The organism is Pseudomonas cichorii (genome assembly GCF_015471405.1).
GTDB classification, from domain to species: domain Bacteria; phylum Pseudomonadota; class Gammaproteobacteria; order Pseudomonadales; family Pseudomonadaceae; genus Aquipseudomonas; species Aquipseudomonas serbiensis.
Genome location: NZ_BLVZ01000020.1, coordinates 84,718 through 111,504, shown reverse-complemented (window position 1 = coordinate 111,504; position 26,787 = coordinate 84,718). Strand labels below are relative to the sequence as shown.

At 60.4% G+C, this 26,787-nt stretch carries 10 protein-coding genes; 3 read left to right on the top strand and 7 right to left on the bottom strand.

Features of this window, described 5'->3' with window-relative positions; all coding sequences use genetic code 11:
- On the top strand, nt 1–3,788 hold a 3,788-nt coding region (locus JL015_RS25580), incomplete at its 5' end, for a non-ribosomal peptide synthetase (RefSeq protein ID WP_201020435.1).
- Between the two features lies 1 nt (nt 3,789).
- Complete coding sequence (locus JL015_RS25575; RefSeq protein WP_201020434.1) at nt 3,790–12,417, top strand: non-ribosomal peptide synthetase; 8,628 nt, start codon at nt 3,790–3,792, stop codon at nt 12,415–12,417.
- 124 nt (nt 12,418–12,541) lie between these two features.
- Here JL015_RS25575 and JL015_RS25570 read toward each other — a convergent pair whose 3' ends face one another.
- The 6 genes from JL015_RS25570 to pvdM all read right to left on the bottom strand — a co-directional run bounded on the left by JL015_RS25570 (nt 12,542) and on the right by pvdM (nt 23,417).
- Nucleotides 12,542–14,893: a TonB-dependent siderophore receptor gene (locus JL015_RS25570; RefSeq protein ID WP_201020440.1), complete on the bottom strand. Its 2,352-nt coding sequence runs from the start codon at nt 14,891–14,893 to the stop codon at nt 12,542–12,544.
- A 343-nt stretch (nt 14,894–15,236) separates the two neighbouring features.
- Nucleotides 15,237–17,675 carry a TonB-dependent siderophore receptor gene (locus tag JL015_RS25565; RefSeq protein WP_374063493.1) on the bottom strand — a complete coding sequence of 813 codons (2,439 nt, stop codon included), beginning with the start codon at nt 17,673–17,675 and terminating at the stop codon, nt 15,237–15,239.
- 308 nt (nt 17,676–17,983) lie between these two features.
- On the bottom strand, nt 17,984–19,648 hold the full coding sequence (locus tag JL015_RS25560) for a cyclic peptide export ABC transporter (RefSeq protein ID WP_201020433.1): 1,665 nt from the start codon (nt 19,646–19,648) through the stop codon (nt 17,984–17,986).
- A gap of 200 nt (nt 19,649–19,848) precedes the next feature.
- Nucleotides 19,849–20,709 carry a dihydropyoverdine dehydrogenase gene (pvdO, locus tag JL015_RS25555; protein WP_374063491.1) on the bottom strand — a complete coding sequence of 287 codons (861 nt, stop codon included), beginning with the start codon at nt 20,707–20,709 and terminating at the stop codon, nt 19,849–19,851.
- Between the two features lie 41 nt (nt 20,710–20,750).
- Nucleotides 20,751–22,031, bottom strand: coding sequence for a pyoverdine-tailoring periplasmic protein PvdN (pvdN, locus tag JL015_RS25550; protein ID WP_201020432.1), 1,281 nt, complete (start codon nt 22,029–22,031; stop codon nt 20,751–20,753).
- Nucleotides 22,032–22,073: 42 nt separating this feature from the next.
- Entirely contained in the window at nt 22,074–23,417 is a 1,344-nt protein-coding gene (pvdM, locus tag JL015_RS25545; RefSeq protein ID WP_201020431.1) for a pyoverdine-tailoring dipeptidase-like protein PvdM, read from the bottom strand.
- A gap of 183 nt (nt 23,418–23,600) precedes the next feature.
- Between pvdM and pvdP the strand changes: the two genes are divergently transcribed.
- Nucleotides 23,601–25,244 carry a pyoverdine maturation tyrosinase PvdP gene (gene pvdP / locus JL015_RS25540; protein ID WP_201020430.1) on the top strand — a complete coding sequence of 548 codons (1,644 nt, stop codon included), beginning with the start codon at nt 23,601–23,603 and terminating at the stop codon, nt 25,242–25,244.
- A 146-nt stretch (nt 25,245–25,390) separates the two neighbouring features.
- Here the strand turns inward: pvdP and JL015_RS25535 are convergent, their stop codons facing one another.
- Nucleotides 25,391–26,785 carry an efflux transporter outer membrane subunit gene (locus JL015_RS25535; RefSeq protein WP_201020429.1) on the bottom strand — a complete coding sequence of 465 codons (1,395 nt, stop codon included), beginning with the start codon at nt 26,783–26,785 and terminating at the stop codon, nt 25,391–25,393.
- Nucleotides 26,786–26,787 lie beyond the last annotated feature (2 nt).

Sequence of the window (26,787 nt, the reverse complement as noted above, 5' to 3'; positions counted from 1 at the left end):
GGGTAATCGAGTACGCCGGACGTATCGACCATCAAGTGAAGATTCGCGGCTTCCGTATCGAACTGGGTGAAATCGAGACGCGCCTGCTGGCTCAGGCCAGCGTTCGCGAAGTCACCGTGCTGGCGCTGGACGGGCAACTGGCGGCGTATCTGGTGCCTCAGGATTCAAGCAGCGATCCGCAAACCCTGCGCGAAGAACTGAAAGCCGAACTCAAGGCGCATCTGCCGGATTACATGGTGCCGACTCATTTCGTGTTGCTGGACGCCATGCCGCTGACCGGCAACGGCAAGCTGGACCGCAAGGCCTTGCCGAAACCGGATGCCAGCCAGTTGCAGAACAGCTATGTGGCGCCGCAAAGCGAACTGGAGCAGCAACTGGCAGCCATCTGGGCAGACGTGCTGAGAGTCGAGCGAGTCGGGCTGAATGACAACTTCTTCGAGCTGGGCGGCCACTCGCTGCTGGCAACTCAGGTGATTTCCCGGATTCGTCAGCAGCTGAACCTCGAACTGTCATTGCGTAACCTGTTTGAAGCTCAGAGTCTGGCCAGTTTTGCTCAGGCTGCGGATCAGGGCCAGAGCAGCCAGGCTCCCGGATTCGTTAAAGCAGACCGAAGCCAGCCGCTGGGCTTGTCCTATGCCCAGCAACGTCAGTGGTTCCTCTGGCAACTGGAGCCGGAAAGCACCGCGTACAACATGCCTGCGGCCTTGCGCCTGAGCGGGTCGCTGGATATCGAGGCGCTGGAGCAGAGCTTCACGGCCCTGATTGCCCGTCATGAAACCCTGCGCACGACCTTCCGCCAGAACGGCGAGCAGGCTGTACAGATCGTGCATCCTGCGTCGCTTTTCACCCTGCCTGTCGAACACGTGCCTGCGGGGCAGACACTGCAAGCCTGCGTGCAACAGGAAGTGCAGCGTTCCTTCGATCTGGAGCAAGGGCCGCTTTTGCGGGTCAAGCTGCTTAACCTGGGCGAGAACGAGCATGTGCTGGTGCTGACCCAGCACCATATCGTCTCCGATGGCTGGTCGATGCCGATCATGGTCGATGAACTGGTGCGCCTGTACGAAGGTTACAGCCAGGGGCGTGAAGTCGATCTGGGTGAGCTGGCGATTCAATACGCCGATTACGCCCTGTGGCAGCGCACCTGGATGGAGGCGGGTGAACAGGCCCGTCAACTGGCGTACTGGAAAGAACAGCTGGGCGACGAGCAGCCGATTCTGGAATTGCCTGCGGACCGGCCAAGGCCCGTCGTGCAAAGCCATGCTGGTGCAAGATTCGGCCTTGAGCTGGAAAACGGTCTGGTGGATAGCCTCAGAAACGTGGCGCGTCAGGAAGGCGTGACGCTGTTCATGTTGCTGCTGGCCTCTTTCCAGAGCCTGCTGCATCGCCATTCGGGACAAAACGATATTCGGGTCGGTGTGCCGATTGCCAACCGTACCCGTGCTGAAACCGAAGGTTTGATTGGCTTCTTCGTCAACACTCAGGTGCTGCGCGCCGGGTTCGACCTGCACACCACGTTCAGCGAGCTGTTGCAGCAGGTCAGGCAGACGGCCTTACAGGCTCAGGCCCATCAGGAACTGCCATTCGAGCAACTGGTGGAAGCCTTGCAGCCACAGCGCAGCCTGAGCCATAGCCCGTTGTTCCAGGTGATGTTCAATCACCAGACCCAAGGCAATGCCGAGGTTCGTGAGTTGTCCGGGCTGAGTGTTCAGGGCCTTGAGTCGGACAGCCATGCGGCGCAGTTCGACCTGAGCCTTGGCACCACGGAGCATGCCGATGGCGTGAGCGTAGGCCTGACTTACGCGACCGCGCTGTTCGACAGCGCCACCATCGAGCGCATGGCCGAGCACTGGCTGAGCTTGCTGAAAGCCATCTGCATCAACACCCGCCAGCGGGTCAGCGAACTGCCGATGCAAAGCGAGGCCGAGCGTCAGCAGATTCTGCAAGGCTGGAACCACAGCGCCGCCGCTTACCCGAGCGAGCAATGCCTGCCGGCACTGATCGAGGCTCAGGTTCAGGACACGCCGGATGCGGTGGCATTGGTTCTCGGCAATGAACAACTGACCTATCGCCAGCTCAACAGCCGCGCCAACCAACTGGCCCACAAGCTTCGCGAACTGGGCGTCGGCCCGGATGTGCTGGTGGGTGTCGCGGTGCAGCGCAGCCTGGAGCAGGTAGTCGGTCTGCTGGCAATCCTCAAGGCGGGCGGTGCCTATGTGCCGCTGGACCCGGATTTCCCTCAGGACCGTCTGGCCTACATGATCGAAGACAGCGGCCTGCAATTGCTGCTGACCCAGACGGCGCTGCGCGAGCGTCTGCCGATCCCGGCATCTGTCCAGAGCCTGTGCCTGGATCAGGCCGGTGAGTGGCTGGCAGGCTACAGCGACCAGAACCCGATCAACCCGGCGTATCCGCAAAACCTGGCCTATGTGATCTACACCTCCGGCTCCACCGGTCTGCCAAAAGGCGTGACCATCGGCCATCAGGCGCTGGTCAACTTCCTCCATAGCATGGCGGAGCAGCCGGGGCTGAGTGCTCAAGATAAAGTCCTGTCCCTGACTTCGCTCTCGTTCGATATCGCCGGGTTGGAGCTGTACCTGCCGCTGATGCGCGGAGCTTCGGTGGTGCTGTTGCGCCCTGATGAAAACAAGGACCCGCAAGCCTTGCTGGCGGTGATCGAGCAACAGGTTGTCAGCGTGATCCAGGCCACACCGTCTACCTGGCGCATGCTGCTGGACAGCGCTCCGGCAGGCGCCTTGCACGGCAAGACTCTGCTGTGTGGCGGCGAGGCCTTGAGCGTCGAGCTGGCCCAACGGCTGATCGATCAGGCCGGGCATGTCTGGAACGTCTACGGGCCGACGGAAACCACCATCTGGTCGGCGCGCCATTACCTGACCCGCAGTGACGATATCTGGCTGGGCCGGCCTTTGGCCAATACCCGTCTGCACATCGTCAGTGACGATATCAATGTGTTGCCGATCGGCACCCGAGGCGAGCTGCTGATCGGTGGCGATGGCCTGGCTCGCGGTTATCACCAGCGTGCTGCGTTGACCGCCGAGCGCTTCATTCCCGATCCGTTCGGCCCGCCCGGTTCGCGGCTGTACCGCACCGGCGACCTGACGCGCTATCACGCCGACGGTGTGATCGAGTACGTCGGGCGCCTGGACCATCAGGTGAAGATTCGCGGTTTCCGTATCGAACTGGGTGAAATCGAAGCCAGCCTGCAGGAACACCCAGGCGTGCATGAAGGGGTGGTCATCGATATCGACGGGCCGGCGGGCAAGCAACTGGTGGCTTATCTGGTTCCCGCCCAGGAGGGGCAAGACCCCAACACCCTGCGCGATGAACTGAAGGCGCATTTGCGGGCCGGTCTGCCGGATTACATGGTGCCGAGCCACTTCGTCTGCTTGCAGCATATGCCGCTGACCCCCAACGGCAAGCTGGACCGCAAGGCTCTGCCCAAGCCCGATGCCAGCCAGTTGCAGCGCAGCTATGTCGCGCCGTCTACCGAGCAGGAGCGGCAGATCGCCGAGATCTGGGCGCAGGTGCTGAAGGTCGAGCGTGTCGGCCTGACTGATGACTTTTTCGAGCTGGGCGGGCACTCGCTCTTGGCGGCCCAGCTCATTTCCAGAATCCACTCGGGCCTGGGGATCGATGTCCCTCTGCGCCTTATTTTCGAGAAGCCGCAATTGAACGAATTTATCCAGGCATTTGAAAACAGCGGCTTGTCGCTGACCGAGGACGGTTTGTCCGATATCGAAAAAATGATGAATGAAATGGCGGGTATCTGACATGGACAAGTCTGCAGCAGAACGTATTGCCCAGCGCTTCGTCGGTTTGCCCGTGGAGCAGCGTCGCCAGATCCTCGCCAAGATGAGCGAGACCGGGCAAAGCTTCAGGTTGTTGCCCATCGCGGTAACCCGCCATGACGTGCAACGTATCCCGTTGTCCTACGCGCAGCAGCGCATGCTGTTCCTCTGGCAACTGGAGCCGGGCAATATCGCCTACAACGTTCCGCTGGCTGTGCGTCTGAATGGCCCGCTGGATGAGCGCTCCCTGGCGCAGGCTCTTGAACTGCTGGTGCAGCGCCATGAAACCCTGCGCACCCGATTCGTATCGGTAGACGGCGAGTTTCATCAGGAAATCCTTGAACAGGCGACCGTCGCACTGGACGTCGCCTATGCCAGCCACGACGACATTGAGGCGCAGGTCAAAGCCGAATTGCAGGCGCCCTTTGATCTGCTGAGCGGCACGCTGCTGCGGGTGAAACTGTTCCGCCTGAACGACGCCGAGCATGTGTTGACCGTGTGCATGCATCACGTGGTCTCCGATGGCTGGTCGGGTGAGTTGCTGATTCGTGAATTCGTTCAGCTCTATCAGGCGCAGGTCGCCGGACAGCCTGCTCAATTGCCGCCACTGGCGATTCAATATGCCGACTACGCCATCTGGCAGCGCGCCTGGCTGGAAGCCGGCGAGGGTGAGCGTCAACTCGAATACTGGAAGCAACAACTGGGCACCGAGCATCCATTGCTGGAATTGCCGCTGGACCATGAACGGCCTGTCCAGCCGAGCTATCGCGGTGCCATTGTGCGGGCAGACCTGCCGGAAAAACTCTCCGCCCGGCTCAAGACTCTGGCGCGCAACAACGGTCAGACCGTATTCATGCTGACCCTGGCCGCGCTGTCGGTGGTGCTGTCGCGCTACAGCGGTCAGGCCGATATCCGCATCGGCGCGCCCAATGCCGGTCGTACCCGCAATGAACTGGAAGGCCTGATCGGCTTCTTCATCAATACCCAGGTGCTGCGCATTCAGGTGGATGAGCGCCAGACCTTCGTCGAGCTGCTGGATCAGGTCAAGAACGTGGTGATGGGCGCGCAGTCTCATCAGGAGTTGCCGTTCGAGCATCTGGTGGATGCCTTGGCCCCCGAGCGTAATCTGGGCCACAACCCGCTGTTCCAGTTCAAGATCAACCAGCATGTCTTTGCCGGTGATCAAGGCAACGCCGGTACGGCTGTGGCCGGGCTGACCGTGGCCGAGTTCCCGGTGGGCGGCGGTGATGCGCGTTTCGACCTGGCCTTTGACTTCACCGACACCCCGTCGGGGTTGCGCGGTTATTTCACCTACGCCACCGACCTGTTCGAGGCTTCGACCATCGAGCGTATCGCGGCGTCGTTGCATGACGTGCTGGAAGCGCTGGTGGCGCATTCCGGCGAGCGCCTGGCGGATCATCCGCTTGCCGTCACGGCTCCGGCTGCACCTCGAACTGCCGATTTCGCCAGTTCCGATTTCCTGACCCTGTGGCAAAAAGGCCTGCAAGCCGGGCAGGGCAAGCCGGCATTGCGTGTTGGTCAGCAAGTGCTGAGCTATGACGAGCTGGAACAGCGCTCCAGCCAGTTCGCCCGTTACCTGCAAGGCGAAGGCATTGCCTCTGGCATGACCGTGGCACTGTGTCAGGACCGTTCGGTGGAGTGGGTGGTCAGCCTGCTGGCTGTGCTGAAACTGGGTGCGGTTTACCTGCCGCTGGATACCCAGCAACCTGCCGAGCGCTTGCAGCAACTGGCCAGAGACAGCGGCGCGGTGCTGCTGATCCACGCCCGAGGCGATGACAAGGCTGCCAGCCTGGGTGTCTGCCCGGTGCTGGCCTATGACGCCGGCCTGTGGGCCGATTTCGATACGAGCCCGTTGAATATTCAAGTGCTGGCGCAGCAACCGGCCTACATCATCTACACCTCCGGCTCCACCGGGCAGCCCAAAGGCGTGGTCATCAGCCATGGCGCGCTGGCCAACTATCTGCAAGGCGTGCTCCAGCGTCTTTCTCTGAGCGCCGAGGCGAGCATGGCCATGGTGTCCACCGTGGCTGCGGACCTTGGGCATACGCTGTTGTTCGGCGCCCTGGCATCCGGTCGTCAACTGCATTTGCTGTCCCATGAACAGGCATTCGATCCCGATGGTTTCGCCGCGTACATGGCCGAGCATCAGGTGGCAGTGTTGAAGATCGTGCCGAGCCACCTGCAAGGCTTATTGCAGGCAGCAAGGTCCTCCGATGTGCTGCCGGAGCAGATGCTGATTCTGGGTGGCGAGGCCAGTTCCTGGGCCTTGATCGAACAGATCAGAACCCTCAAACCGGGTTGCAGGATCGTCAACCACTACGGCCCGACCGAAACCACGGTGGGCATTCTGACCCATGAGGTGCAGGAAAAACTCGAGGCCTGCCGCAGCGTGCCGGTGGGACAACCCCTGGCCAACGGCAAGGCGCGGGTGCTGGATGCCTGGCTGAACCCGATGGCCGAGCGGGTGGCCGGTGAGTTGTATCTGGGTGGTCGCGGTCTGGCGCAGGGCTATCTGGGGCGTGCGGCCATGACTGCCGAGCGTTTCGTGCCGGACCCGGAAGGCGATGGCGAGCGTCTGTATCGCGCCGGTGACCGTGCGCGCCGGGTAGACGGTTTGCTGGAATACCTGGGCCGTGCCGACGATCAGGTAAAGATTCGCGGCTATCGGGTCGAGCCGGGTGAGGTCGGCCAGGTGCTGCAAGCGCTGGATGGCGTGGCCGAAGCCGTGGTGCTGGCCTTGCCGCTGGAAAGCGACGAATCCCGCCTGCAACTGGTGGCCTATTGCGTGCCAACGGCGGGTACGAAGCTGGAAGTGGAAGCCCTGCGCGAACAATTGACCGCCAGCCTGCCGGAATACCTGGTGCCTGCGCAGTTCGTGGTGCTGGAACGCCTGCCGCTGACCGCCAACGGCAAGCTGGATAAACGCGCCTTGCCCAAGCCGGGCGTGGTCAAACAGCGCTATACCGCACCGGTCGGCGAGATCGAGGAAAAGCTCGCCGCCGTCTGGGCCGATGTACTCAAGCTGGAGAAGGTCGGCACGACCGACAACTTCTTCGAGCTGGGCGGGGATTCTATCCTCAGCCTGCAAATCATCGCCCGTGCCAAGCGTCAGGGCCTCAAGCTGAGCCCCAAGCAACTGTTCGAGAAACAGACCATCGCCCAGTTGGCGACGGTGGCCAAGCTGATCCAGAAGAAGCCTGCTGCGGTGGTCGAGCAGGTCAGCGGAAGCCTGCCGCTGCTGCCGATCCAGGCACGTTTCTTCGAGATGAACATTCCCGAGCGCCATCACTGGAACCAGTCGGTGATGCTCAAACCCAACAGCCTGCTGGAAGCCAGTCATCTGCTGGCCGCCTTGCAGGCCTTGATCGAGCAACATGACGCCTTGCGCCTGGGTTTTGCCCAACAGGATGGCGAGTGGCAGGCGACCTTCGGGCCGTTGAACACCCGTGACCTGCTTTGGGAACACGAACTCAATGATCTGTCGCGCCTGACCGAACTGGCCGACGAAGCCCAGCGCAGTCTGGACCTGAAAAATGGCCCGCTGCTGCGAGCAGTGCTGGTGGGCCTGCCCGAAGGCGAACAGCGCCTGCTGCTGGTCATCCATCACTTGGTAGTGGACGGCGTATCGTGGCGTGTCTTGCTGGAAGACCTGCAACAAGCCTATGTCGCCCTGAATACCGGCAAGGCTCTGGCGTTGCCTGCCAAGACCAGCTCTCTCAAGGCCTGGGCTGCGCAGTTGCACACTTACGCCCAAAGCCCGGCGCTAGAATCGGAACTGGCTTACTGGCAAGCGCAGTTGCAGCACGTCAGCGATGCCTTGCCGGTCGACCATCCGGACGGCGGGCAGCAGCAGAAACACGCCACCTCCGTGACCACTCACTTGAACGGCGACCTGACACGGCAATTGCTACAGGACGCTCCGGCCGCCTATCGCACCCAGATCAACGACCTGCTGCTGACCGCACTGGCCCGTGTGATCAGCCGCTGGACCGGCCAGCCCGATGCCTTGATCAAGCTGGAAGGCCATGGTCGCGAAGACCTGTTCGACGACATTGACCTGAGCCGCACCGTTGGCTGGTTCAGCAGCCTGTATCCGGTCAGGCTTACTCCGCATGCGGAGCTTGCCGATTCGATCATGTCGATCAAGGAGCAACTGCGTGCCATCCCCAACAAGGGCATCGGTTACGGCGTGTTGCGTTATCTCGGCGCAGAACCTGTGCGGCAGAGCCTGCAACAACTGGCGCAGGGCAGCATTGTCTTCAATTACCTGGGCCAGTTCGATGGCAGTTTCGATGCCAGCGATGCGCTGTTCGCACCCTCGGGGGAAAGCAGTGGCACGTCCCAGAGCAGTGAGGCCCCGCTGGCGGCCCCGATCAGTATCAATGGTCAGGTCTACAACGGCGAGTTGCGCCTGAGCTGGAGTTTCAGCGCGGCGGTTTTCGAGCCCGATACCGTGCAGCGCCTGGCCGATGAATACGCCCGGGAATTGCAGCAACTGATCGCCCATTGCACCACCGAGGGCGCGAGCGGCATTACCCCGTCCGACTTCCCGCTGGCCCGTTTGAGCCAGAAACAACTGGGGCAACTGTCGATCAATCCGCGTGAAATCGAAGACATCTACCCGCTCTCGCCGATGCAGCAAGGCATGCTGTTCCACACTCTGTTCGAGGAAGAGGCGGGCAACTACATCAACCAGATGCGCGTCGATGTGGCCGGTCTTGAAGTCGGGCGCTTCCAGGCGGCGTGGCAGGCGACAGTGGATGCTCATGAAGTGTTGCGCAGCGGATTCGTCAGCCATCTGGAACACTCGCTGCAAGTAGTGCAGCGCACAGTGAACGTGCCGTTTGTCGAGCTGGATGCTCAGGGGCAATCCTCTGTCTGGCTGGATAACTGGGCACAAACGGATCGGCAGAAAGGTTTCGATCTGGCTCAGGGGCCGCTCTTGCGTCTGGCGGTATTGCGCACCGGCGACAATACCCATCACCTGGTCTACACCAGCCATCACATCCTCATGGATGGCTGGAGCAGTTCGCGTCTGTTGGGCGAAGTGCTGCAACGCTACAGCGGTCAGCCAATGCCACAACAGGGCAGCCGTTATCGCGATTACATCGAATGGCTGCAACGCCAGGATGCACAGGCCAGCGAGCGCTTCTGGACCGAGCAGGTGGCCGAGCTGGATGAGCCGACCCGCCTGGTGCAGGCGCTCAAGTCCCATGCCGGTGGGCAGGGCCATGGCGATCACTTCCAGTTGATCGATGCTGCCAGCACTCAGCGCCTGAGCGAGTTTGCCCGCGAGCAGCGTGTGACACTGAACACGCTGGTGCAATCGGCATGGCTGCTGCTGTTGCAGCGCTACACCGGGCAATCCAGCGTGACCTTCGGTGCAACCGTGGCAGGACGCCCGGCGGATTTGCCGGGGGTTGAAGAGCAGCTTGGCCTGTTCATCAATACCTTGCCGGTCATCGCCAGCCCGCGCCCTGAGCAGACAGTGGCGGACTGGGTGCAGCAGGTGCAGGCCAAGAACATTGCCCTGCGCGAGTACGAACATACACCGCTGTACGAAATCCAGCGTCTGGCTGCCAGCGGCGGCGAGGCGTTGTTCGACAACATTCTGGTGTTCGAGAACTACCCGGTGTCCGAAGCCCTGCAACAGGCTTCGCCTGACGGCCTGGCCTTCAGTGGCCTGATCAACCAGGAACAGACGCATTACCCGCTGACCCTGGTGGTGAATCTGGGCGAGACGCTGTCCCTGCGCCTGAGCTACGCCCGTCAGTACTTCAGCGAAGAGGTGGTGACGCAACTGGCCACCCACTTCCAGCACCTGCTTCAGGCGCTGGTGCGTGATCCGGCTGCTGCCATCGGCGAGCTGTCGTTGCTGGATGAACGGGAGCAGCAACAGATTCTGCACGAATGGAACGCCACCTCTGCCGAGTTCCCGGGCGAGCGGTGCGTACAAACCCTGATCGAAGCCCAGGTGCTGGCGACCCCCGATGCTCCGGCGCTGATCTTCGACAATCAGCAGATGAGCTATGCGCAATTGAACGCACGCGCCAACCAGTTGGCCCACAAACTGCGCGAGTCGGGTATCGGCCCGGATGCGCTGGTGGGGATCTGCATAGAACGCAGCCTGGAACTGGTGATCGGCTTGCTGGCGATTATCAAGGCCGGTGGGGCTTATGTGCCGCTGGACCCGGATTATCCGCAGGATCGTCTGGCCTATATGCTGGCTGACAGCGGCATTGGCCTGTTGCTGACCCAGACTTCGCTGCTGCAAGGCCTGCCGGTGCCCGATCATGTTCAGTCGTTGTGCCTGGATCAGGAAGGTGACTGGCTGGAGGCTTACAGTCAGGACAACCCGGTCAATCGCACCCATCCCGAAAACCTGGCGTATGTGATCTACACCTCAGGCTCGACGGGTAAACCCAAAGGCGCTGGCAATAGCCATCGCGCCTTGGTCAACCGCCTGCACTGGATGCAGAAAGCCTACGGGCTGGATGCCAGTGACACCGTGTTGCAGAAAACCCCGTTCAGTTTCGACGTCTCGGTCTGGGAGTTCTTCTGGCCGCTGCTCACCGGCGCACGTCTGGCGATAGCCTTGCCGGGGGATCATCGGGACCCTGAGCGTCTGGTGCAGACCATTACCCGCTACAACGTCACGACCCTGCACTTCGTACCCTCGATGCTTCAGGCCTTCATGACCCATGAGCAGGTGGAAAACTGCCACAGCCTGCGCCGCGTGGTGTGCAGTGGTGAGGCCTTGCCGGCTGAGCTGGCGTCGCAAGTGCTCAAGCGTTTGCCGCAAGCCGGTCTGTTCAACCTCTATGGCCCGACCGAAGCCGCCATCGACGTGACCCACTGGACCTGCACGCCGGACGATACCCTGAGCGTGCCGATCGGCCAGCCTATCGATAACCTCAAGACGCACATTCTGGATGACGGCCTGCTACCGGCAGCCCGTGGCGCTGCGGCCGAGTTGTACCTGGGCGGTGTGGGGCTGGCGCGGGGTTACCACCAGCGTGCTGCGCTGACTGCCGAACGCTTCGTGCCCGATCCGTTCTCGGCCAATGGCGGTCGCCTGTATCGTACTGGCGACCTGGCACGCTACGGTGCCGATGGGGTGATCGACTATGCAGGCCGGATCGACCATCAGGTCAAGATCCGCGGGCTGCGCATCGAGCTGGGTGAAATCGAGGCGCGGCTCAATGAACATCCGGGCGTGCGCGAAGCCCATGTGATCGATATCGACGGCCCGAGCGGCAAGCAGCTTGCAGCCTACTGGGTCGCGAACGATGGCGCGCAGGATGCGAATGGATTGAAGGAGCACCTCAAGACGCTGCTGCCGGATTACATGGTGCCGACGCACTTTGTCGCGCTGGAAGTCATGCCGCTGACCGCCAACGGCAAGCTGGACCGCAAGGCCCTGCCAAAGCCCGATGCCAGCCAGTTGCAACAAGGTTATGTGGCGCCACGTACCGAACTGGAAGAGCGGCTTGCCGGTCTCTGGGCGGACGTGCTGAAAGTCGAGCGTGTGGGCCTCAACGACAACTTCTTTGCTCTTGGTGGCCACTCGCTGTTGGCGGTGTCCCTGGCGGGCAGGATTCGCGAAGCGTTCGATATCTCCATCAAACTGCATGATTTCCTGCTGATGCAGACCCTGGGCGAACTGGCTGACTTCCTGCGGGCAGGCGAGGCGAAGGTCAAGTCTGCGGTCATCCGCATGAACAACAGCCAGTCTGACAAAACCCCGCTGTTCTGCTTGCCGCCCGGTGGCGGCGGCACTTACTCCTATTACCCGCTGGCAGGCAGGCTGAGCGAAGATCGGCCGGTGTATGGTCTGGTCAACAAGGCCTATGTGGTGCCGGGCTGGTTCGACAGGTCATGGGAGGAAATGGTCGGTTACTTCGTCGAGCAGATCAGACTCACCCAGCCTGTCGGACCATACAACCTGCTGGGCTGGTCCCTGGGCGGAGCCTTGGCCATCGATGTCGCTCATATCCTGGAACGCGGCGGCGACAAGGTGAACTTCCTGGCGCTGGTGGACACGATGCTGCCAGCTTGCGCAGGCCTGAGCTGGATCGAGGAAGACCCTGAAGTCCGGGCACAGAATCAGGACCAGAACCTGTTCCAGAGCCTGATCCAGAGTCTGGTGGCGTTCGTGCCGGGGCTGGCCCGTGAGCGTGTTATCGAGTTGATCGCAAGCGCCAGGGTATCGCTCAAGGATGAACGTGAAATCGCTGACCGGGTGATCGAACAGGTTGCACAGGATGCCGGTATCGGCGTCGAAAGCCTGCGCAGCGTGTTCCAGGACATCGCGATCCAAGATGAAATCGAAACCGGCTACAAACTGCTGCACGCCAATGCCGTACTGGCCGAAGCCTTCACCCTCAAGACACTGGACGTGAAAGTGGATTGCTGGTGGGCAGGACAAAGCCGCGAACCGGATCAGATCCTCAAGGCGCAAGCCGTGGTTGAAGAACAATGCTCGGTAAACGGGCTGCGCTCCTCGACCACAATTCAGGAGCGACACGACAATATTGTGATAGGGGAGGCGTTTTTGGATGGGGTTGTAGAAGAACTGAAGGGGAGGTGAGCGGCAAGTGGCAAGCTTTAAGCTTTAAGCTTCAAGTCAAAAGCTTGTAGCTTGTAGCTTGTAGCTTGTAGCTTGTAGCTTGTAGCTTGTAGCTTGTAGCTTGCCGCTGCTGCCTTCGGCAGCTCTAAAACTCCCCACGCAATGTGAGCATGTAATTGCGCGGGTCGCCGTAATAATTCCCTCGGTCGACATCCCCGGTCGCCTTGTAATACTTGCGATCCAGCAGGTTATTGCCGTTCAGGGCCACGCTCCAGTTTTCGTCGATTTTCCAGGAGGCTCTGGCGTCCCAGATGGCTCGGCCGGGGTTTTTGATTTCTGCTGATGATTCCGCTTCCGAATAGCCGCTCTGGGCCGAAACCCCGGCGCCGAGGGTCAGACGGTTCCAGGTGCCGGGCAGGGTGTAGTTGCCGGTCATGCGGAACAGGTGTCGGGGTGTTTCGGCCGAAATGGACTGGCCGTCGCTGCCACGGGTCATATTGAAGGTGTAGCCCGCCACGGTTTGCAGGCCGGGCAAGGGTTCGCCGCTGGCTTCTACTTCAAAGCCCTTGCTGCGCCGGATATTGCCGTTCAGGTAGCAGGTGCCGTAGATATCGTTCATCAGGCACTCGCCAGGGTGGGTGTTGTCCTCTATGGCCACATCCTTTTGCTTGACGTAGAACAACGCAAACGAAAGGTTCAGGCGCTGATCGAACAGTTCGCCCTTGATGCCGGTTTCGTAGTTGGAGCCTATGGCCGGTTCCAGCAGGTTGCCAGCGGCATCCCGGTAAACGCTTTGCGGCAGAAAGATATCGGTGTAGCTGGCATACAGCGACCAGTTCGGGTCCAGGTCGTAGATCGTGCCTATGAACGGCGTGACTTCATGTTCCTCCCTGGACTTACGGGTGACGCCTGCCGCCTGGGTCTGGTAGTCATACCAACTGAGGCGACCGCCCATGACCAGGCTCAACGATTCGGAGAGATGCAGGCGCAGATTGGTGTAGGCACCATAGCGTTTGTCGCTGAAATCGGTGATGGAAGTCCAGTCGGGCTGTGCCGGTTCGGCAATCAGGTGGTTGTCGGGGTTGAAGATGTCGATTGGCTGGTTGGACGTTACGTTGACCTGCCTGGACTTGCGCGTCTGCTCCGACCAGTTGCCGCCGAAGGTCAGTTGGTGCTCCAGGCCGAAGGCCTCGAAATGACCATCCATGTGCGCGTCGAAGCCGTTGCTTTGCAACTGGTCGGAGCGAAACAGGGTCCGGGCGATACGGGAGCCGGTCAATGTCGTCGGGTCGATGGCGCCTTGGGCATAAGCCACTTTCTGCTCGAATGAACCCGTGGAGTGGGTGGCGGACAATGTGCCCGACCAGCTCTCGCTGAAGTGATGATCCAGCTCCGTGAACACTTCGTCCGTACTGGTCTGGTGACGGTTCCAGTCCTGAGCCAGAGAGGTCGAGCGCGGCAGGTCGATGGCACCGCCATCGCTGTAGCGGGGCAGGCCGAAGATGGTGAATCCTTTGATGTCGGCTTCCTGGCGACGCAGACCTACAGCCAGGGTCGTGTCGTCACTCAGATCGGTTTCCAGGATGCCGTACAGCAGAGGTGCAGACTTCTCCAGGCCATCGATGAAGTAACCACGATCCGCATAGGACGCCACGAAACGGCCACGAATGCTGCCTGAATCGTTCAGCTTGCTGCTGCCATCCAGATCGACCCGATAGTTGTCCCAGGTGCCGGCGCGGGTAGTGATCGAAAACTGCGGTATGGCGGTAGGACGTTTACGTACCAGATTCACCGTGCCGCCGGGGTTGCCTGCGCCGATCAGCAGCCCTGCAGCGCCCCGGAGGATTTCCACCCGGTCATAGATTTCCATATCGGGGGTCATCCAGCCGGTCACGCTATAGCCCTGACCGGATATGCCGTCGATGGTGTAGCTCTCGTCCTCCATGGCAAAGCCACGGGAACTGAAGACATGGGAACCGAAATTGCGCTGGGAAAAGGTGACGCCGGTGGCCTGGGCCATCACGTCTTCCAGGCTGTAGAGGTTCTTGTCGTCCATCAACTGGCGGGTCACGACACTCACCGACTGCGGAATTTCACGCAGGGACTGGGCGCTTTTGGTGATGCTCACTGCGGACGTGGTGTAAGAACCCGAGCCTTCGGTCGTCAGGCCTGTCGGCGGCGCCTGAATCGACAAGGGCTTGAGGCTGACCGGAGGCACAATGGCGGTTAGCGTCAGGGTGTTGTTTTCAAGGCTGTAAGGCACTCTGGCCTGTTCGAGCAGGTTTCTGGCTGCCTGCTCGGGGGTGAACCTGCCGCGCACGGTCTGGCTGCTTTTGCCCTTGATATCGTCCGGGTTGTACAGCACTTGCAGATCACCCTGGCGCCCCAGCTCATTCAGGGCGCTGTTCAGGGGTTGGGCGGGGATATCGAACTCGATTTCCTGAGCCAGGGCCTCACCCTTGAACGCCATCAGCAGCGCAAGGCTCACCACTCTCATCGCAGGCCTTGGCTGGAGCAGCAGGCGGACAGGCAGTGGAGGGCGGGTGCGTGATTGCATAGTGATGGCTCTTCGATCAGTAACGCAGGGTAAACCATACAGCCGTATGGGGCACTGCCTCTGGTCGTCCTTTACCAGGCTATGTGAAAACTACTGCGTTCGGTCATGCTGCGTTGAAAGCAGTCTGTTCACGGCACGTTTTTTCAGCGTGATTCATAAAGAATCCATACGAATGAGGTCGGAATCAATTTAGTGAATTCTGTAAATAAAAAAGACCAGAGGTTGGCCTCTGGTCTTTTTGTGGTGCGCTGCGGATCGATTCATCCGCAGACAGTGAGCGGGATCAGAAGTCGCCGCGCAGGGTCAGGACGTAGCTGCGTGGTTCGCCGTACAGGTTGGAGCGATCCAGAGCCACGGCTGTGGTGTAGTACTTGCGATCAAACAGGTTGTCGGCGTTCAGAGCGACGGTCCAGTGCTCGTCGAGCTTCCAGGAGGCGCGTGCATCCCAGATGGCGCGGCCTGCAACACCCAGTTGATCGTTGGACGGTACTGTATAACCGGAGTCAGCCGATACGCCAGCGCCCAGAGTCAGACGGTTCCAGGCGCCGGGCAGGTTATAGCTGGTGTTCAGACGCAGCATGTGTTTTGGCGTCTCGTAGGCCACTTCCATATCGGAACTGTTTGCCAACTGGTTGAAGGTGTAGCCGCCAAAGACCTGAAGCCCTGGCAGTACTTCGCCACTTGCTTCGATTTCAACACCTTTGCTGCGCTTGATGCCGCCCTGGACGTAGCAGGTGTTGTCAGAGCCGCCTGGGCAGAGCTCTTCTGTCGTCTGGTCGACATAGGCCACGTCTTTCTGCTTGATATAGAACAGAGCCATCGACAGGTTCAGTCGCTTGTCGAACAGTTCACCCTTGATACCCGTTTCGTAGTTGGAGCCAATGGCCGGGTCCAGCGGGGCGCCGCCGACCTGTCTGTAAGCGGCTTGCGGGGTGAAGATATCCGCATAGCTGGCATACCAGGACCAGTTGTCGTTGATGTCATAAATCAGGCCGGCGAAAGGTGTAAATTCCTGAGTCTGTTTGGATTCATAGGACAGGGCCGGGCCGTATTTGGCGTTGTAGTCATACTCGAACCAACTGAGGCGTCCTCCCAGTACCAGGCTCAAAGGCTCGGTCAGGTGGATGCGGGTATTGGCGTAGAGGCCAGCTCGTTCTTCAGTCGAGACGTAATTGCTTGTCCAGCCTGTATTCACCGGTTTGGCAAGTGAGCTGGTGTCGACATCGAAGATATTGATGGCAAGGGGAGTCGCGATTGTGACGTTCTTGTTGTCTGCTCTCTGTCTCGACCAGTCAGCACCCAAAGTGACCTCATGGGACAGGCCGAAGGCGTCGAACTTGCCTTCCAGCTGGCTGTTCAAGCCCAGGCTGTTGACTTCATCATCGCGAAACAGCGTGCTCTGGAAGCGTGAGCCAGCCAGTGTTGTCGGGTTGACTGCACCACGTGCAAATGCAACGGCCTGATCGAATCCGCCTTCGGAGTAGGTCAGGGAGGTCTTGTTGAGCCAGTTTTCGTTGAAGCGATGCTCGACTTCAAAGAAGGCTTCGTTCATGTAGGTTTCGAGACGGTTCCATTTGGGAGCCAGGTTCGTCGAACGGGAAAGATCCAGCGACTGCCCGTTGCTATAACGCGGCAGGCCGTAGATCGAGTAGCCGTTGATGACCTTTTCCTGACGACGCAGGCTCATGGTCAACGTGGTGTCGTCGGTCACATCGGCTTCGAGGATGCCATACAGCAGGGGCGTGCGGCTGTTGCGGTTATCCTGATACGAGCCGTTGTCTTCATAAGCGGCCACCATGCGGCCACGGACAGTGCCCGAATCATTGAGCTTGCCGCTGCCATCCAGATCGACGCGGTACTGATCCCATGAACCCGCACGGGTGGTGATCGAGAACTTGTTCTCGGCGGTCGGACGCTTGCGCACCAGATTCACCGCACCACCGGGTTGGCCTGCGCCCACCAGCAGGCCCGAAGCGCCGCGCAATACTTCAACGCGGTCATAAATCGCCATGTCCGGCTGCATCCAGCCGGTGATCTGGTAGCCCTGGCCGCCAATGCCATCGACCAGAAAGCTTTCCGCCAGCAGCGAGAAGCCGCGGGAGGTATACACGTGACCACCGAAGTTACGGTACTGGAAGCTGATGCCTGGGGTGTCTTCCAGCACTTCGCTCAGGCTGGTGAGGTTATTGTCGTCCATGACCTGACGGGTCATGACCGTGACCGATTGCGGCGTTTCACGCAACGATTGTGCTGCGCCCTTGCCGATAGTGGTCGCACCGGTGGTGTAGGAGCCGGTGCCGTCAGTGGTGGTGCCCAGAGACTGGGAGTCAATCGCGGTCGGTGCCAGGTTGATGGCCGCCGATGAGTCCTGCGCACTCAGGGTCAGTGCATTGCCTTGCAGGCTGTAGGTCAGGCCTGCTCCGGCCAGCAGTTTCCCCGCTGCCTGTGCCGGAGTGAACTTGCCTTGTACTGCGCCGCTGGTTTTACCTTGTACGTCCGCCGGGCTATAAACCGCGCGCACACCACCCTGGCTTTCCAGTTGACTCAGGGCACTGCTCAGCGGTTGGGCCGGGATACTGAACTCGATTTCCTGGGCTTGTACCTGGGCGGCCATGGGCATGCTCAGCGCCAGACCAATTGCTGCCATGGCAGGTCTTGGGCGGAACATGCGGCTGATCAGCAAGGCCTTGCTCAGTGGTGTGAGTCGTGATGGTGTGTACATGGAGTGGCTCTTTCTAGTTGGTATTGGCAGGGAGATCAAAGAGCGTTGTTCAGGCCTGTCCGGAAGCTGGCTTGTGCAGAATCGGAGCAGACGCTGTTCAACTTTTTACAGGGAGCCAGGCTGACGACAGATGCCCGCGCAGGTTTGTTGCTAAAGAGAACGAAAATGCCTCTCAGTTATTTAATGAATTTTTCACATTTGCCTTTAAAAAGATAGCGCAAGGCCATTTCTGGTGTTTCCCAAGAGCAAAAAAAGCCCCGCTCGCGGTCTGAGCCGGGCGGGGCCATGTCATGGATAACGGGCTGGATTCAGGCAGATACCTGTTCGGCCTGCACCTGTTCCACGTCGATCTTGCCGGCCTGCATGCGCACCAGTTGGTCGGCAATCGGGAAATACCGGTCGTCGTGGGAGATGACGATGATGGTCTTGCCTTGCTGCTTGAGTTCGGGCAACAGCTCGGTGTAGAACACGCGGCGGAACGCCGGGTCCTGATCGGCGGCCCATTCGTCGAACACCAGCACCTGGCGCTCGTCCAGCCAGGCATTGATCAGGGCCAGGCGCTTGCGTTGGCCGGTGGACAGGTCGGTGGTGGTAAAAGCGCCATCGCGGATGCTGACCTTGTGAGCGATATCCAGACGCTCCAGGTATTTACCCGCATCGGCAGGCAGTTTCGCTTCGCCCTGCATCGGTTCGTCGAACAGGTGGTAGTCGGCAAAGATGGTGGTGAACAACTGGCGATAATCGTCCAGCTCTTCTGGCATGACCGCTTTGCCGTTGAGGCGGATTTCACCTTGCTGTGGCTTGTAAAGCCCTAGCAGCAACTTGATAAGCGTGGTCTTGCCGCAGCCGTTCTCGCCCACAATGAATACGATATCGCCCTGTTTGATGCTCAGGTTGACCGGGCCGAGATGGAAGGACTCGCTGCCTTCCACGGGTGGGTAGTCATAACGCAGTTGATGCAATTCCAGGGTCTGCATGTTTGCCAGCGTATTGGGGCGATCGCTGACCAGCAGGTGCGGCTCGGGGCTGGAGAATTTCCACGACAGTTCGGCGATGCGGCGCATGGCGATCTGGGCGCGGCTGATGCCGGGCAGGGCGGTGATCAGGCGTTCCAGCGGGCCTTTCATATACAGCATGACCAGCACGAAACCGCCCAGCACGGTCTTTTCGGTGCTTGGCCATAGCGCCTGAAAGGCAATGGCGATGCCGATGACGGCGAAGAACAGCATCGAGCCGAAGGTTTCTGCGCTGACGAAAATGTTGGCGGCGCGCACGTTGGATCGGCAGATGCGCTCGGTCGCGCCATGGATCTGCTCATCAAGCATGTGCTGACGGCGTTTGCGCTGGATGCGCAGTTCCTTGGCACCGGCCGACAGGGCCTGATAGTGCTTTTGCAATTCGTCTTCGCCGTTACGTGCTGCGATGATGCTGCGGGTTCCGAAATGATGAGCCAGGTACTGCGCGCCAGTGCCCAGCACCACGGTCAGTACCGTCAGGGCCAGAATTTGCCACGAGAGCAGGGCCAGATACGTCAGGCAGCCCAGAGTGACGGTGAACGAAATCACCATCGGCGCAATCGACAAGGCGAAGGTGCTGAGGGTGTTCACGTCATTGAGCAGCACCGGGATCAGGCGATGTGAGCGGTAGCGCTCCAGTTGCTCGATGGGCGCGACCAGCACCTTGGCGGCCAGCTCCCGGCGCAGGTTGGCGACCACACGCTGGCCGACATAGTTGGTCGACAGGTTCGAGACAGTAGAGCAGGCCAGGGTCAGCACGCACAGGCCGGCGAACAGCAGAGCGGTGTGGGTGTCGGGGCCGCCTGCCATGTTCATCGCATTGTTGATGGTGGCCAGCAGGGCGGTCACGCTCAGGCCGCTGACAACCCCCAGCACAGTGGAGAGAACCACCAGCCACCAGAATGGCTTGAGGATCCTCAGGGTTTCCCGGGCGAGGCTTTCTGATTTGGGTGTCATGCTGTTGTCTCGTTATTGTCCGTTGTAGCGGTAATGCCGATCAGTCAAGGCACAAGCAAAACCTGTGGGAGGCAGCTTGCTGGCGAAAAAGGCCTGAAAACTGGCAGATATTCTGCGTCTGTACGCCAGAGTCGCCAGCAAGCTGCCTCCCGCAAAGTGATTCATTGACCTTGACTGATCGGCATTGCGTTGTGAAAGCGTCAGAGTTCGCGAACGACCCGAAAGCCCAGCCAGTCGCCACGTACATCGGGCTTGCGGCTGTTACGGTTACCGGAGCGGGAGAAGATCGGCGCTTCGGTCCAGTCGTTGCCGCGAATCATCTTCCAGCTGCAATCACCGGCCAGCCAGGCACTGCCATCGGTGGGGGCGCCGTTGTAGTTGCTGGTTTCGCAATCGGCGGTCCACTCATACACGTTGCCGTGGGCGTCATAGATGCCGAAGTCATTGGGGCTGTAGCTGCCGGCGGGGGCTGTGACGCTGAAGCCGTCTTCCGGGCCGTAGGTGTTGGCATGCTTGGCGATGCCGTATTGCTTGCCTTCATCCATGGGGAAGGGGAACGGCCCGGTGCTGCCGCCACGGGCTGCATACTCACGCTCGGCCTCGCTGACCAGCCGGTAGGTTTTGCCGGTCTTCTTCGACAGCCAGGCGGCGTAGGCCTTGGCTTCGTTCCAGTCCATGCACACCGCAGGCTGGCGATCGGTCAGTGGATAGCGCGGCTGTCCGGCCTTGCACTCGCGACCCGGACGGGTATCGCCATCGGGCATCTTGTAGCCGGTGCTTTTGATATAGGCCTTCCACTCGCCGCTCAGCACCTGGAATTGGCTGATGGCGAACGGTTTGGCAAAGGTCACTTCATGCAGCGGGCCCTCGTCGGGCTGGCGGCCGAGTTCGGATTCCGGTGCGCCCATGGTGAAGGTGCCGGCAGGCAACACGACCATTTCCGGACAGTCCTTGCAGTCCTTGAACACCTTGCCCGGTTCGGGCATGGCGGCCATGGCGGCTGCGGGCAACAGCGCACCCAGCAGGGCGGTCAGGGACAGAGTGGACAGCATGTTGTTCATAACGGGCCTCAAGGCAGAAAACTGAAAGCGGGTGACAAGCGTCATGGGCGTTGGCCGAGGACGGCCAGGAAGCGATCTATTTCGGCCTCGTTATTGAGCAGGCCCGGAGCGGTGCGCACGACCGGTCCGATATCCCGATCCACGGCATCGACCACTACATGGTTTTTCATCAGCCAGGCCGCCACGTCGTCGCAGTTGCGGTCCTTGACTCTGAAGAAACTGAACCCCGACGACAGTTCGGGCGCCATGGGCGTGACCAGTTCTATGCCCGGCTGTTCTTTCAGGCGTTGCTTGATGTAGGTGTTGAGCTGGTGGATGCGCGACTGGACATCGGCCTTGCCCAGTTGCAGGTGCAACTCAAAGGCCTTGTCTACCGCCCAGCGGTGCTCGAATGAGTGGTAGCCGCCGGGTGTCATGATCGTGCCGAAGTTGGTCGCTTCCGAAAAACTGGGGATCAGCGGGGTGACATCTTTCAACTGCTCCGAGCGGGCGCAGATGATGCCGGTGCCTCGTGGTCCGAACATCCATTTGTGGGTCCCGGCGACGAAGAAGTCGCAGTTCATGCTCGGGAAGTCCAGGTTCTCGACCCCGAAACCGTGTACGCCATCGATCACGTACAGGATGCGGTCCTTGTCGTCGCGATTACGGTTCTGCTCCTGAACCAGGGCACCAATCTCACCGACCGGCAGCTTGACGCCGCTGCCCGATTGCACCCAGGTCATCCCCAGTACGCGGGTTTCGGGACGAATGGCCCGGGCGATATTGCCGATGATTTCGTCGCTTGAAACAGTGATGGAATCCTTGAACAGGCGGATCTTGCGGACCTGTGTGCCTTCTCTCTTCTTGCGCGAGTTCAGGATGTTGCGGGTACAGAAGTGTTCATGTTCGGTGGTGAGGATTTCCTGATCCGGCCGTACATGAATGCCGCCATAGATAATGGCCAGACCTTCGGTTGTGCTGCCGGTCAGGGCGATCTGACCGGGCCTGGCATTGAAGTACTTGCCGGCCCACTCGCGAACCTTGTCTTCGCGACGGCTGGTTTCCTGCAGGTCCCAGTCCATGGCCAGGCCGGGGTTGCGGTCGATATTGGCCCGGTGTTGCTCGATGGCATCGCTCACCGGCCTGGGGTGCGAAGTAATCAGGAAGTTGGCGAAGTGGATATAGTCCGGGTCCTGATTGAACAGGCCGCGCAAGGTGGTCCATTTGTCCTTGGGAGCCAGTTCGATAGCGGCCGCCGTGGCCGAGTGGGTCAGGCTGGCACCCATGGGCAGTGCAGCCGCGAGCAGGCCAGCCTGTTTGAGAAAGGTTCTGCGGTCAGTCATGAGCGGCCATACCTGAAATGTCGGTGTGCAAGCTGTAGAGGTTCATTGGCGGGTGACCGGTCTGGCCGAGTTCTGCACCTGCTCCCAGACCCGCAGGAAGTTGCCACCCCAGAGCTTGGCAATGTCGGCATCGGCATAGCCGCGCTCGATCAGTTCGGCGGTCACGTTGCGGATCTCGCTGACATCCTTGAAGCCATCCACGCCGCCGCCATCGTTGAAGTCGGAGCTGATGCCCACGTGATCGATGCCGATCTTCTTCACCGTGTAGTCAATGGCGTTGACGAAGTCCTTGACGGTGGCCTTGGGCTCTTCTTCGAGGATGGCGTACAGCTTGCTGGCGTAAGCACCGAAACGTTGCTCCGGCCAGACGGTAATGATCGCGTCGCCCGGCATCAGCGCCATGGCCAGGTTCGGCAGTGGCGGCAGGTCGAAGTCCTTGCGCAGCTTGTTGAGCTTGTCCTGGGTCTTCTGGGTCAGGGGTTTCAGGTAGGCCGGGAACGCCACGACCTGCACCACGCCGCCACTCTGCTTGATGAGCTGCAATTCCTCGTCGCTCAGATTACGTGGAATGTCCACCAGCGCCCGTGGCGCGGAGTGCGAGGCGACCATGGGTGTGCGGCTCAACTGGCTGACCTGCTCCAGGCCCTTGGTCGACATCTGTGACACGTCGATGATCACGCCCAGATCATTCAGGCGATGCACCGCCTGCTTGCCGATCTCGGACAGCCCGCCCAGCGGGTCCTGGGAGTCATTGAAGAACGGCAACGGACGAGAAGAGTCCGCCCAACTGTTGTTGCCCACATAGCTGAAGCCGAACATGCGCATGCCGCGCGCCGTCCACTGGTCCAGCAGATTGATGTCGTTGCCCAGCGGGTAGGCGTTGAGCATGCTGATGAAAATCGCAAACTTGCCTTCGCCATGCAGGCGGCGCATGTCGTCCGGGGTGTAGGCGATGCCGACCTGGTTCGGGAAATCGCGGACCATGCCGGTGATGATCTTGTAGCGGACCTCTTGCTGATGGCGCGCCTCATCCACGAAGCCCGGTGTCGGGCGGTGCGGTGCATTGGGGCCGTTCCAGATTTCCGGCCAGCCAAATACCGTCAGTGCCGCACCCGACAAACGCCCGCGTGCGGTCTTCACCAGATCGAATTGCCCGGAGCCATCCTTGTCCGCTTCGTTGCGCTCGCTGCCGAACTTCAAAGGCACGGTGATGTGGCTGTCAAAGGAAATGATTCGTTCCTGCAGCTCTTCGGCCTGTTTCATCACCTTGACCGGGTAACCCGATGGCGACCAGTAATTCCAGGCCAGCCAGCCTGCGCCTGCACTGATCGCCAGAGCCAGGGGCAGGCCAATGAAAAGAGCCTTTTTCCAACGCGGTTTTGTCATTGCCATCTCTTTCAGGTTCGCCGTTCAGAAGCACGCACAAGGGCCTTTGCTATCTGGGGAGAACGAGCGGATGACGGAAAAATTTAGCGCGGATGCAGTTCGCGGTTCTGCCCCTAAATTTCTCCGTCGATGCTACGTCCTAGCTTGGATAAAGACCGTTTCGGGGCGTTAACAGGTAGGGCAATGACGATTTCTCGACGAGGTTTTATAGCGGGCCTGGCGCTGACCGGTGCTGCGGTACCGGCTGCTTATTACGCACATCGCGAACTCACGCGCGTCGAAGAGCCCGTTACACCGGGGGAAGCGACTGCCGCAGCGGCCGACACCGCCACCCAGAGGCTGGCCGATAAGCTGCGCGGGATATGGGATATCCGTTTCGAGGGGCGTGATGCTGGACTGGCCGGAGCACCGCTCAAGGGCCTGGAAATGTTCCTGGACATTGCCCCGCGTGGTCGTGGCCTGCGGGGTTATATCGACACCGCTGAGCGTCTGCGTGGCGAGGCTGAGCCGCGCTTCCGGGTGATCGGCGACCTGCGTTCTGCCGACGCCTCGAAGCTGTATTTTCGGGTCATTGACGGCCATCTCGATGACAGCCCGCAAAGCGATGCGCCGGACTATGAATTCAGCATGGTTCTGGATGAAGTCTGGGGCAGCTTCGGTAATGCGGGCAGCGGCACCTTGAGTGGGCGCATCGAGCGTCTGGATCGTCCGCTGGCGTTGCCTGAGCTGGAAAATCGTTTTATTGCCACCAAGCAAGTGTTCCCCGAAGCCCGTGACCGTATCGGGCTGACGCCGCCGTTTCTGGCCTGGCTGGTTTCAAAGGAGCATCGCCTGTTTCACCAGCTCTGGCATGCCAGCCGCGACAAGTGGCATCGCCTGCCCGAAGAAAAACGCAATGCCCTGCGCGGTATCGGCTGGCAGCCAGGTCCGCGAGACAAGGAGCGCGATGCCCGTGGTGAGCGCAAGGACCGTAATGGCTCGGGCATCGACTTTTTCTATATGCATCGGCACATGCTGATTCAGGCCCGTCAGTTTCAGGAGCTTCCTTCCTGGCCGCGCTTTCCCTTGCCGCAACCGGAGCTGGAGCGGGATCGTCAGGGCTTTGCCCGTTACTTCGATAATCACGATGGCTGCGCGTTGCCACCGCCCTGGCAGGCCAATGGCGATGCGGAATATAGCCAGTTGGTCAGCGATATCAAAAGCGACGAGACATTCAGCACGCATTTTCAGGCGTGGGAATCCCAATACCGGGACCCGCGCTTCTTGTCGAAACTGACCCTTGGCCAGTTCGGTTCCCAGGTTGAGCTGGAGCTGCATGACTGGTTGCACATGCGCTGGGCGTCCGTTGCGCGAGACCCTTCAAATGGCGAGCCGGTGCCCATGGCCCGTGACTCGGCGGATTTCGCGGCACGCTGGTTCGAGCCGGAAAACGACTTTCTCGCTGACCCGTTTTCATCCCATGTGCATCCGGTGTTCTGGATGTTCCATGGCTGGATCGATGACCGGATCGACGACTGGTTCCGTGCCCATGAGCGCTTTCATCCGGGAGAGGTGAGCCGTCTTGAGGTCAATGGCGTGCCATGGTTCGCGCCGGGGCGCTGGGTTGAGATCAGCGATCCCTGGCTCGGCCCGCAGACTCATGGATGCAGCACCACACCGGGCCTGAATGCCGGGACCACCATGGAAATGGACCCGGAGGTCATGAAACTGGCGCTGCGCATTACTTTTGCGGCCGATGACAAGCTCGGCAACCTCCTGCGCCGCGTGCCGCGTCGGCCGTGGTATGCGAGGAACCTGCTGCCGGAGAAGTGGTTTGGCGGGGTTTGATTCCTGAATCTGTAGGATCGAATTTATTCGGGAAGGCATTATTTCTTCAGATAAAGATGCGGCGGATGTACAGGCCCTTTCCCGGATAAATCCGGTCCTACTCTAGTACGGTGCAAATCTGTAGGAGCGAATTTATTCGCGAGACATTAGTGAAGGGTTTGTGTCCAACCGCCACCCAGGGCCTTGTACAACGCAATACTTGCCTGCACCCTCGACAGCCGAAGCTGCACGCTCACATCCTGGGCCAGATACAGCGTGCGTTGGGTTTCCAGCACGGTCAGCAAATCCTCCGCGCCAGCCTCGTAACGGCTCTGGGCGATGCGGAATGCGGTCTGGGCCTGTTTGAGTTCTTCGTCGTGCCAGTACCTTTGCTGGTCCAGGCCGCTGATGCTGTTCAAGGCTTTCTCCACGTCGGCGAAGCTGTTGATGATCGCGCCGCGATAGGTTTCCAGCAGTTCTTCCTGACGGGCCGTGGCCTTGTCGCGCTCTGCGCTCAGGCGTCCGTTATTGAAGATCGGTCCGGTCAGGCCGGCAGCCAGACTGCTGAAGGGCGCTCGCAGCCAGTCTTCGGCCCGAACCACCTCCGTGCCTAAAGTAGCGCTCAAGGTCAGTTTGGGCAGCAGGGCAGCGCGGGCTACGGTGACATCGGCTTGGGCGGCGGCCAGTTCGGCTTCGGCCTTGGCGATGTCAGGACGACGGGTCAGCAGTTCGCTGGGCAGCCCTGTGCCGATCTGTGGCCAGCTCAGGTTCTCGAAATCCTGATTGCCCAACTGCAGATGTTGCACGGGTTGGCCGAGGAGGGCAGCGAGGGTGATCTGTTGCTCACTGGCCAGTTGCTGAATACGCGGCAGTTCACGTTGTTGAGTTGCAACCAGGTTCTTCTGCTGAGCCAGTTCCAGTGCCGTGGCGGAACCCGAGTCGTAGCGAGTCTGCACCAGTCTCAGCACGTTCCTGGCATTGGCCAGGTTCAGCTCGGCGATATGGCTCTGCTCTCTGGCTGACAGGGTTTGCGCGTAGCGATCGGCCACGCTGCTGAGCAGGGTCAGTTCCACCGTGGCCCTGTCGAACTCACTGGCTTTCAAACTTTGTAGCGCACTGTCCCGAGCGGCGGATACGCCACCCCAGAAATCCACTTCGTAACTGGCGGTCAGGCTGGTGGTAAAGGCGTCGGTATTGTTGTCATCCGAAGGGCTGGCCTTGCGGTCGCTGCTGCGCAGGAACTTGTTGCGCTCGCCCCGGATGTCGTAGGTGAGTTCAGGGCGCGTGGGTGCTCCGGCGATGGTCGCCGTTGCCTGAGCCTGACGTACACGGGCCATGGCGGCTGCGACTTCATGGCTGTTGACCCGGGCCTGTTCGATCAGGCGGTTCAGGTCCGGGCTGCCGAATTGTTGCCACCACTGAGCATCAGTGCGCTGCAAGGCGGCGCCTTGGGCGAACTCCCAGCTTGGCGGTGGCTGGATGCCGCTGTCGATGGAGGGGACAGAAGTGTTGCAGGCCGCCAGAAGCAGGCAGCAGGTCAGCAGGGTCAGGGTTGGCTTCATCG

Excerpts from the sequence above, each read along its gene's own strand:
- pvdN (WP_201020432.1), bottom strand. The coding sequence starts at position 22,031 with ATGACTGACCGCAGAACCTTTCTCAAACAGGCTGGCCTGCTCGCGGCT.
- pvdO (WP_374063491.1), bottom strand. The coding sequence starts at position 20,709 with ATGAACAACATGCTGTCCACTCTGTCCCTGACCGCCCTGCTGGGTGCG.
- pvdP (WP_201020430.1), top strand. The coding sequence starts at position 23,601 with ATGACGATTTCTCGACGAGGTTTTATAGCGGGCCTGGCGCTGACCGGT.
- JL015_RS25560 (WP_201020433.1), bottom strand. The coding sequence starts at position 19,648 with ATGACACCCAAATCAGAAAGCCTCGCCCGGGAAACCCTGAGGATCCTC.
- JL015_RS25570 (WP_201020440.1), bottom strand. The coding sequence starts at position 14,893 with ATGAGAGTGGTGAGCCTTGCGCTGCTGATGGCGTTCAAGGGTGAGGCC.
- pvdM (WP_201020431.1), bottom strand. The coding sequence starts at position 23,417 with ATGACAAAACCGCGTTGGAAAAAGGCTCTTTTCATTGGCCTGCCCCTG.
- JL015_RS25535 (WP_201020429.1), bottom strand. The coding sequence starts at position 26,785 with ATGAAGCCAACCCTGACCCTGCTGACCTGCTGCCTGCTTCTGGCGGCC.
- JL015_RS25575 (WP_201020434.1), top strand. The coding sequence starts at position 3,790 with ATGGACAAGTCTGCAGCAGAACGTATTGCCCAGCGCTTCGTCGGTTTG.
- JL015_RS25565 (WP_374063493.1), bottom strand. The coding sequence starts at position 17,675 with ATGTACACACCATCACGACTCACACCACTGAGCAAGGCCTTGCTGATC.